Genomic DNA, 6,861 nt, shown 5'->3' with positions numbered 1-6,861 from the left:
AAATAATACAATGCAAGAAGGAACAGTAAAATTTTTTAATGTAACTAAAGGTTTCGGTTTTATCATCCCTGCAAACGGAGATAGCGAAATTTTTGTACATTCAACAGGCCTTATCGACGAAATTCGTGAAAACGATAAAGTTGAATACGACGTAGAAAGCGGAAAAAAAGGTTTGAATGCGATCAATGTTAAAGTAATCTAGATTATTATAACCATATTCGTACGAGCTTCCTGTTCTTCAGGAAGCTTTTTTTATGGCCCGTCGGCCCTTTATTTCCCCTTCAATACTTCAAAAAGCAACTCCGGCTCATTGGTTGTGATCAGGTCGATATTCTGTTCCAATAACCATTTCATATCTTCTTCCTTATTCACGGTCCAACCGTTCAATGTTAAACCCAGACCATGGGCTTTAGAAAACCATTCCGGATCTTTTCTGTATACGCTAAAGTGGTAATCTGCTCCAACAAACCCGTCCTTCTTCAATTGTTCGGCTGAGGCTTCCCCATTTAAATAAGCCACCTTTGCCGTAGGGTCCAGGATCAATACCCGCTTCAGCACATCATAATTAAAACTGATGTATTCCATCCAGGGCTGCATCTTTAACTTTTTCACCATCGCCACTACAGCATCAGTGATCTCCAACATACGCTGCCCTTCACCTTTTACATCCTTAATTTCCAGGATCATCCGGGTTCCCTGCTGCTTCCGGCCTTCTTTCAGATATTCTTCTAAAGTAGGGATATCCTCACCGTTTGACAATTTCTTTTCTTTTAGCTGTGCGAAGGTCGAAGTCGTGATCACCAGGCCTTGGTAATCGTCATCATGGTTGATCACCAGCACCCCGTCGGAAGTCATGTGTACATCAAATTCTGACCCATAGCATTTCAGATCAAATGCCGCTCTTAAAGAGGCGATTGAATTTTCCGGAAGGTTATTTTTTTTCCAGGCACCCCGGTGGGCAATGACTTTATTTTTGTTCCATTTCATCTTTTGAGCCTTTACAGCAACCGATAACATACTTAAACACAATAAAATTGACAGGGATAATCTCATCTTAACTATATTTATCTGCTAAAATAGCAGTTTTTAATTAATTTAGGCCTATGGAGGGTAATTACGGACTTCTTATATCCAAGATCAACGAGTTCAGCAGGAAGTTCTACCTGAACCAGCTTTTGCGGGGCAGCCTATACACCGCGGCCTTGCTGTTGGCCTTATATGTGATCCTCTTCCTTGCTACCTATTATCTCCATCCAACCGTACTCATTAAAACCCTTTTATTCTTTTCATTTTGGGGAATTGTCGCTATTGCCACAATTTATTGGATTTTAAGGCCTATTCTTACCCTGCTGAAACTCAGAAAAAATCAAAGCCTGGAAGAAGCTGCAACGCTTATTGGCCAGCACTTCTTTCATGTAAAAGACAAGCTTCTGAACACGCTTCAACTGAAAGCGCTTGCCGATCAGCACCCGGGTAACAATCAACTCATCCTCGCCGGGATAGACCAAAAGATCCAGGAACTTAAACCTGTGCCTTTTTCCAGTGCTATACATTTGACCGACAATAAAAAATACCTGAAATACCTGGTTGTTCCCCTGGCCATTATTCTTTTTATTGCATTTATTGCCCCCTCCATTCTACGTGAAGGTACCAGCAGTTTTGTCAAATACAATCAGGAAATCCTTCCCGAAGCCCCTTTTAAATTTGTTCTATTTCAAAAAGAGCTTCAGTCTACACAAGGTGAAGATTATACCCTGAACCTACACCTTCAGGGTGACCAGCTACCGCAGGAAGTCTATATCGTGAGTGGGTTAAATACCTATAAACTTGAAAAACAAAACATCAGCCGCTTTCAATACACTTTTAAGAATCTGCAAAAAGATCTGGAATTCCATTTTTCTGCCGGAGGTTTCAATTCCAGGAAATATACCATCCTGGTGAAACCAAGACCCTCGCTTCTGCAACTCAGTGCCAGCCTGCATTATCCTGCCTATCTGGGCAAAAAAGAGGAAAAAAACAGCAATGCCGGAGATCTGATTGTTCCCGAAGGTACCTTTATCTCCTGGACCATCAGTAGCGAACATACGGCTCATGTTCAATTTAACCTGGATGCTAAACGTTTCAGACTGCCTGTTTCCGAAAACCAAAGCGTTTTCAAAGCCCAGCTCAAAAACAGCACAACCTATCAGGTTAGCCCTGAAAACAATCAAAATAAAGAAACCGATGCCATAGGTTACAGCATTACAGTGATCAAAGACCTCTTTCCGGAGATTTCCGTAACAGACAGCCCCGATTCCGCCAGTAATAAATCTATGTATTTTACCGGCAGGATCTCGGACGACCATGGCTTCAGCGCACTCACTTTCCATTATAACATCCTCGAAAATGGAAAAATAAAGAAAGCCATTTCCAAAACCATTCCTTTTCAGAAAAATCAGCCACAGTCCAGTTTCTTCTATTTCTGGTCTTTAAAAGATGCCGCCTTTCAACCCGGACAAACCCTCGAGTATTATTTTGAAGTGTTGGATAATGATGGTGTAAACGGACCTAAGTCGAGCAAGTCTGCCATCAAAACACTACTGGTCCCTACTGCACAACAAACTGCGGCAAAAACTGATCAGGGCAGTAATGCATTGAAGCAAAAAATGGAAAATGCCATCAAGCTCGCCGGACAGGTGGAAAAGGAAAGTAAGAAATTAGGTGAAACATTACTGGACAAAAAAGAGATCAGCCTGGAGGATAAAAAACAGATTGAACAATTGCTGGACAAACAAAAACAACTAGACCAATCCGTACAGGAAATCAAAAAACTCAATACCCAGCAAACCTTTGAAAAAGAAGAAAACAATCTTCTAAAGGATGAACTCCAGAAAAAACAACAGCAGATTGATGATTTGTTCAATAATGCTCTGGATGAAAAAACGAAAAGCATTCTGGAAAAACTTCAGAATCTGATGAATGAAAGCAACAAGGATAAAACTTCTGGTGAACTTTCTAAAATGCAAATGGATAATAAGTCTTTAAAAAATGAGCTGGACAGGATTCTGGAATTGTACAAGCAACTCGAGTTTGAACAAAACCTCCAAAACAAAACCGACCGGCTGGAAGAACTGGGCAAAACGCAGGAAGCCCTGAGTAAACAGAGTGCTCAGAAAAATGCAGACCTTGATGACCTCAAAAAGAAACAGGCCAATATCTCCAAAGAACTGACCGACCTGAAAAAAGAATTTCAGCAACTGGACGAAAAAAACCAGCAATTAGAAAAACCCAACCCGTTTCAACGTCCAGACAAGGAAATCGGCCAAATTGAGGCCTTACAAAAGGCCGCTCAGGATCAACTATCTAAATCCGATCGACCAAATGCATCAAAAAGCCAGGAGAAAGCCGCAGAGGAGCTTAAAAAGCTTTCCCAGAAGCTTAAAGAAGAGCAGCAGGAGGCTTCAGAAACCGAAAACAATCTGAATACACAGGAAATCAGGAAGTTACTTCAAAACCTATTGAACACCTCTTTTGAACAGGAAAAAGTGATGCTCCGCTTGAGAAATATGAACAGCACCGATCCGCAGTATACACTGAACGTTCAAAAGCAGCGGACCATTAAAGACAATATGAAAACCATTGCCGACAGCTTGTTCTCTTTGAGCAAGCGCGTGCCCCAGATTTCAAGTACAATCAATGAAGAAGTGCAGAAGATCAACTTTAATATGGACAAGAGCCTGGACAAACTCGGAGACCGCCAAACCTACGCGGCCAACGAAAATCAGCAGTATGCCATGACTTCTATCAACAACCTCAGCTTAATGCTAAACGAAGCCCTGGAACAACTGCAGAAAATGAAGAATTCTTCGGGCAATGGCAAAGGAAAGAAACAACAGAGCTTGCAACAGTTGCAAAAAATGCAGCAACAACTCAACAACAATATGCAAAAGGCAAGGGAGCAGCTCGAAAAGGCAGGAAACAAAGGAACCGTTCCAAAAGGTGTCATGAGCCAGGAAATTGGAAAAATGGCTCAGCAGCAACAGATGATCCGTGAAGCACTTGAAAAGATTAACCGGGAAGACAACAAAGACGGAAAAGGAAAATTAGGAAACCTGAATCAAATGATCCAGGATATGAAACAAACCGAAGAAGATCTGGTGAATAAAAGAATTGAACAGGAAACTATTCGCCGGCAAAAAGACCTGCTCACCAAAATGCTGGATGCAGAAAAAGCTGAGCGGCAGCAGGATGAAGATGCAAAAAGGGAAAGCAAAGCCGGTAAAGACTTCCCTCCGTCTTATCCTAAAATGCTGGAAAAATTCAGACTTCAGCAGCGCAGCGAACAAGACATTCTTCAAAAACTACCCCCCGATTTAAATTATTACTATAAAAACAAAATCAGTGATTATTTTAAATTGCTAAATTCGGCCCCATAATCTAACTGGCATGAGTAAAATTGCAATCCATTTCTTTACTGAAGACCTCTCTTATACGCTTAAGCATAAAACACTGATCAGAACCTGGCTGCTGGATACCATCCTTTCCGAAGGTTACCAACTGGAGGAACTGAATTTCATACTTTGCTCAGACGAGTATTTGCTGACCATGAATCAACAATACCTGGATCATGACACCTATACCGACGTCATCACTTTCGATCACTCAGAGACGCTTAAAATGATTGCAGGAGATATATTTATCAGTATTGAACGTATCCAGGAAAATGCAAAGGAATTTAAAGGCACCGTATTCCATGAACTGTGCCGAGTTATGGTTCACGGAACCTTACATCTTTTAGGGTATAAGGACAAGTCAAAAAAGGAAAAAGCGCTGATGACGCAAAAAGAAGATCACTATCTGTCTCTCTTAAATTCCAAATAACTTCAAATTCATTTCAATGCCTTTTATTGCCTGGGATCGTTCCCGGTAAAGCTTTTGCCTGCCCCAAAATAAGCCTTGCGAGAAGCCATCCGGCATATAGCGGCCATTTAAATCCGGATAAACTACGGATAAAGTATCTAATATCTTTATCCTTAAGTTATCCTTGACTTATCCTTGCTTTATCCAATATGATAAACTAAGGATAAGTCAAGGATAACTTAAGGATAAACCAATGATAAGTCAACTCTATATTTTATGCTTAGTTTATCCGGCATTATTACCTATTTATGAGCATCTAGCTCCTCATCTATCCTGATTGGATTTCCTACTTCATTTCTATGGACATCATATGCATGCTTTGTTGCTTTGATGTAAACTGTGGCAGCATACCTCAATACTCCAATGCTATACAAGAGAATTATTGCTTACTTTTGTAATAATTTCTTAACTGACAAATCGTTAAAAATATAAATTGAGCACACTAATTGCAGCAGAAGGCCTGGGTCATGCATATCATGATGAATGGCTGTTTAAAAATCTAACCCTGGGCATCCAGACCGGACAGCGCGTCGCGTTGGTTGGCATCAATGGAGCAGGGAAAAGTACGTTATTGAAATTACTTGCGGAGCGTTTCAACCCGCTGGAAGGTAAAATCGTGAAGAACAAATCGGTCAAGATTGGATTTCTGGACCAGGAGCCCTCTTTTCCAGATGGCTACAGCATCAGTGACTTCATTTTCTCGCTGGAGAATAAACAGCAACAGCTGATTAAAGAATATGAAGAACTGATCGAAGATCCAAATCCTGACGAGAAAAAACTGAACCGCTTGTATGAAGAACTCAGCGAGCACAATGCCTGGGAATATGAGCATGAGATCAAAACAATCCTAAGCAGAATGGGCATTAACCATTTGCAGCAAAAGATCTCTACCCTTTCGGGGGGGCAAAAAAAACGTCTTGCTTTAGCCAAACTACTGATTGAGGATCCGGAGATCTACGTCCTGGATGAGCCCACCAATCATTTGGACATTGACACCATCGAATGGCTGGAGAAATTGCTGACTTCTGGAAATAAAACTATACTTTTAGTTACACACGACAGGTATTTTCTAGACAATGTTTGCAACACCATTGTGGAATTGGACAGAGGAAAGATATACAATTACAACGGGAATTATGCCTATTTCCTGGAGAAGAAATCAGAACGGGAAGCCGCAGATGAAAGTACTTTTCAGAAAAATAAGAACTTGTTGAAAAAAGAATTGGAATGGATGCGCCGCATGCCACAGGCGCGGACTACAAAATCACAGTCCAGAATAGACGCCTTTTACGACCTGGAGAATAAAACAAAACAAAGATCTGATAATCAAACAGTTACTTTAAATGTTAAAATGTCGCGCCAGGGAAACAAAATTTTGGAGCTACACCACATCGGGCAGTCCTTTGACGAAAAGAAAATCATTAATGATTTTAGCTATACATTTAAGAAAGCAGACCGTATTGGATTGGCAGGAAAAAATGGAACAGGTAAATCTACTTTTCTAAATATCATCACTGGAAACTTGTCTCCAGAACGCGGCACTGCCGACACAGGAGATACTACAGTTTATGGATATTATAAGCAAGGTGGTCTCGCATTTAATGAAAAAGAGCGTGTTATTGATATTGTAAAATCTGATGCAGAATATATCAAAATGGCGGATGGATCAACCATCTCCGCTTCCCAGTTACTGACCTTATTTTTGTTTCCTCCAAAGAAGCAGCATGGGATGGTAGAAAAATTAAGCGGTGGTGAAAAGAAGCGTTTGCATCTGATGAAGGTATTGATGCAGAATCCGAATTTCCTTATTCTCGATGAGCCAACAAATGACCTGGATATTGATACACTAAATGTATTGGAGGAGTTTCTGGAAAACTTTCCTGGTGTTTTAATTTTGGTTTCTCACGACAGGTATTTGCTGGATAAAATGAGCGAGCAGTTGTTCATTATGGAGGGCAATGG

At 40.8% G+C, this 6,861-nt stretch carries 5 protein-coding genes; 4 read left to right on the top strand and 1 reads right to left on the bottom strand.

Going from position 1 to position 6,861, the window contains the following annotated elements; genetic code table 11:
• Positions 1 to 10: 10 nt before the first annotated feature.
• A complete protein-coding gene (locus DBR11_RS01150) occupies positions 11 to 202 on the top strand; it encodes a cold-shock protein (protein WP_008241764.1) in 192 nt (63 codons plus the stop codon).
• Between the two features lie 68 nt (positions 203 to 270).
• Here the strand turns inward: DBR11_RS01150 and DBR11_RS01145 are convergent, their stop codons facing one another.
• Positions 271 to 987 (bottom strand): glycerophosphodiester phosphodiesterase family protein, encoded by a 717-nt coding sequence (locus tag DBR11_RS01145; RefSeq protein WP_233260606.1) that lies wholly within the window; start codon positions 985 to 987, stop codon positions 271 to 273.
• A gap of 116 nt (positions 988 to 1,103) precedes the next feature.
• On the opposite strand from DBR11_RS01145, the gene DBR11_RS01140 reads away from it, so the two are divergent.
• From DBR11_RS01140 to DBR11_RS01130, 3 genes are all read left to right on the top strand, one after another.
• Positions 1,104 to 4,415, top strand: coding sequence for a DUF4175 family protein (locus DBR11_RS01140; RefSeq protein ID WP_108549771.1), 3,312 nt, complete (start codon positions 1,104 to 1,106; stop codon positions 4,413 to 4,415).
• Positions 4,416 to 4,425: 10 nt separating this feature from the next.
• Positions 4,426 to 4,860 carry an rRNA maturation RNase YbeY gene (gene ybeY / locus DBR11_RS01135; RefSeq protein WP_108549770.1) on the top strand — a complete coding sequence of 145 codons (435 nt, stop codon included), beginning with the start codon at positions 4,426 to 4,428 and terminating at the stop codon, positions 4,858 to 4,860.
• Between the two features lie 472 nt (positions 4,861 to 5,332).
• Positions 5,333 to 6,861, top strand: a 1,529-nt coding sequence (locus DBR11_RS01130) for an ABC-F family ATP-binding cassette domain-containing protein (RefSeq protein WP_108549769.1), incomplete at its 3' end; no start/stop codon positions are given.

Source organism: Pedobacter sp. HMWF019 (genome assembly GCF_003061025.1).
GTDB lineage: Bacteria > Bacteroidota > Bacteroidia > Sphingobacteriales > Sphingobacteriaceae > Pedobacter.
Note: the sequence above shows the minus strand (reverse complement) of the source record. Positions and strands in the feature narration are given on the sequence as shown.

Excerpts from the sequence above, each read along its gene's own strand:
- DBR11_RS01140 (WP_108549771.1), top strand. The coding sequence starts at position 1,104 with ATGGAGGGTAATTACGGACTTCTTATATCCAAGATCAACGAGTTCAGC.
- DBR11_RS01145 (WP_233260606.1), bottom strand. The coding sequence starts at position 987 with ATGAAATGGAACAAAAATAAAGTCATTGCCCACCGGGGTGCCTGGAAA.
- DBR11_RS01150 (WP_008241764.1), top strand. The coding sequence starts at position 11 with ATGCAAGAAGGAACAGTAAAATTTTTTAATGTAACTAAAGGTTTCGGT.
- ybeY (WP_108549770.1), top strand. The coding sequence starts at position 4,426 with ATGAGTAAAATTGCAATCCATTTCTTTACTGAAGACCTCTCTTATACG.